This is a genomic window from Aminobacter sp. P4_D5 (assembly GCF_056401815.1).
The window spans coordinates 1-517 of sequence record NZ_JBFUIP010001408.1; the positions used below are offsets into that span (position 1 = coordinate 1).

1 protein-coding gene is annotated in these 517 nt (G+C 70.4%); it reads right to left on the reverse strand.

Annotated elements, in window-relative coordinates; translation table 11 throughout:
- Nucleotides 1-477: MmgE/PrpD family protein (locus tag AC1DWF_RS38690; RefSeq protein WP_476843690.1), on the reverse strand; the 477-nt coding region annotated here is incomplete at its 3' end.
- Nucleotides 478-517: the final 40 nt, after the last annotated feature.

Here is a 517-nt window from a genome sequence, read left to right on the forward strand (position 1 = left end):
GGTGGCGGTCGGGTGGTAGCCGCGGTCGTAATGGTCGCCGCCGGGGAGCGCCACCGCGAGGCGGTTCGTCACCTCATAGCCGGCCACGATCGCCGCAATGACGTCCTTGCCGGAGGCGCCGGTCAGCTCGGCGGCCGCCAGCGCGGCGGGGATCACCGGCGCGCCCGGATACAGCGTCCCGGCCGCATGGGTGTCATCGAAGTCGAGGCTATGGGCGAAGGCGCCGTTCAGCAGCGCCGCACCCATTGGCGACCAGCGGCTCGCCTCGCCGAGGACGGCGTGGTTGCCATGCGCGAGGCCCATGGTCCGGGCGGCGGCCATCAGCGGAGCACTGCTCTCGGCATCGTGCCGGCCGCGGATGATGTTGCCGACGAGGTCCAGGATCAGGAAGCGGGTCCGGGTCTCGACCTCGGGCGGCAGGTCCAGATGGCGAATCGCCGCGGCATAGCGCGCGAACTGGGCGGTGACATCGGCCATGGACGGTTCCTCGACGAAGAGATTTTCCGCAGTTAACCAG